The organism is Microbacterium umsixpiens (assembly GCF_053543675.1).
Window position 1 is genome coordinate 9,117 of the sequence record NZ_JBLVOH010000079.1, and the last position, 1,517, is coordinate 10,633.

The window sequence follows — 1,517 nt, forward strand, 5'->3', positions numbered from 1 at the left end:
GCGTGACGGCCGCCGCGGAGGCCGTCACCCCGGACGACATCATGGACGTGCTCTTCACCTCGGGCACCACCGGGATCCCCAAGGGCGTGCTCAGCGCGCACCGCCAGACGCTCTCCGTGGCACGCGCCTGGGGACTCGGCGCACGACTCACGCCCGACGACCGTTATGCGGTGGTCAACCCGTTCTTCCACGGGTTCGGCTACAAAGCCGGGATGATCACCTCGCTGATGGCGGGGACCACGATCTACCCGCTGGCGGTGTTCGATGCCGATCAGCTGCTCGAACTCGTGCAGTCCGCACGCATCAGCGTGCTGCCCGGCGTACCGACGATCTTCACCTCGCTGCTCGACCACCCGCGGCTTCGGGAGTACGACCTGTCGTCGCTGCGGTTCGCGATCGCGGGGGCCACGGCGGCACCCGCCACACTCTTCCACGACATGGTGAACACACTCGGGTTCGAGACCGTCGCCCAGGCATACGGGCTCACCGAGTGCGTGGTGGCCACCCTCTCCCGCCCCGGCGAGTCCCTCGAGCACACGGCGCAGACCACGGGTCCCGCTGTCGACGGGGTCGAGATCCGCGTGGTGGACGAGGACGGTCAGGATGCGGGGCTCGACACCGACGGCGAGATCCTGCTCCGCGGACCCAACGTGATGCTCGGCTACTTCGAGGATCAGGCGGCAACGGACGCCGTGCTCGATGCGGACGGCTGGTTCCACACCGGCGACGTCGGCCGTCTGGACGAGCACGGCTGCCTGAAGATCACCGACCGACTGAAGGACATGTTCATCGTCGGCGGTTTCAACGTCTACCCGGCCGAGGTCGAGAACGCCCTGCGCAAACATCCGGCGGTGAACGAGTCGGCCGTGATCGGGGTGGACGATCACCGCCTCGGCACGGTCGGCCGCGCCTACGTCCTGCTGCTGCACAACGCCACGCCGCGACCGGACGCCGCCGATCTCGAGGCCTTCTGTCGCACCCACCTGGCGAACTTCAAGGTGCCGCGCGAGTTCGTCTTCGTCGAGGACTTCCCCCGCAACGCCACCGGCAAGATCCTGAAGTCGGAGCTCCGCTCGCACGTCTGAGCGGTGGGCGTTTAGCCGAAGGTCCCTATCCCGATAGCCTTAAGTCGTAGGCCAAACGGGGATGGGGACGATATGGACGAGCAGCGCACGTCGACAGGGATCACGCGGCGATCGGTGGTGCGCGCGGCGGCATGGTCGGCGCCCGTGATCGCCGCCGCCATCGCCACACCGCTCGCGGCGGCATCCGGCGCCGCCGCCCTGACCGTGCAGCCCTCGCCCGCAACCGTCACGGGTGCAGATTTCGCGTGGCCGGGGGCGACCGTCACGAACACCGGGACGACACCGCTGACCGTCACCTGGTCGGTCGACGTGGCCCCTGTGCTCGAGTCGCTCTCGGGCCCGCTCACCGGCACGGTGACGATCCCGCCCGGCTCTTCCGAACTGGTCGCCGCCGGCATCACCGGCTACTACGTCGCGGCCGCCTGGCCGCCG

Annotated in this window: 1 protein-coding gene and 1 pseudogene; both read left to right on the plus strand. The window is 69.1% G+C overall.

Annotated elements, in window-relative coordinates; translation table 11 throughout:
* A partial coding sequence (locus tag ACNPM4_RS08165; protein ID WP_448985354.1) for an AMP-binding protein occupies positions 1 to 1,085 on the plus strand: 1,085 nt, incomplete at its 5' end.
* Positions 1,086 to 1,157: 72 nt separating this feature from the next.
* Positions 1,158 to 1,517: pseudogene (locus tag ACNPM4_RS08170) on the plus strand (hypothetical protein); the annotation flags it as partial.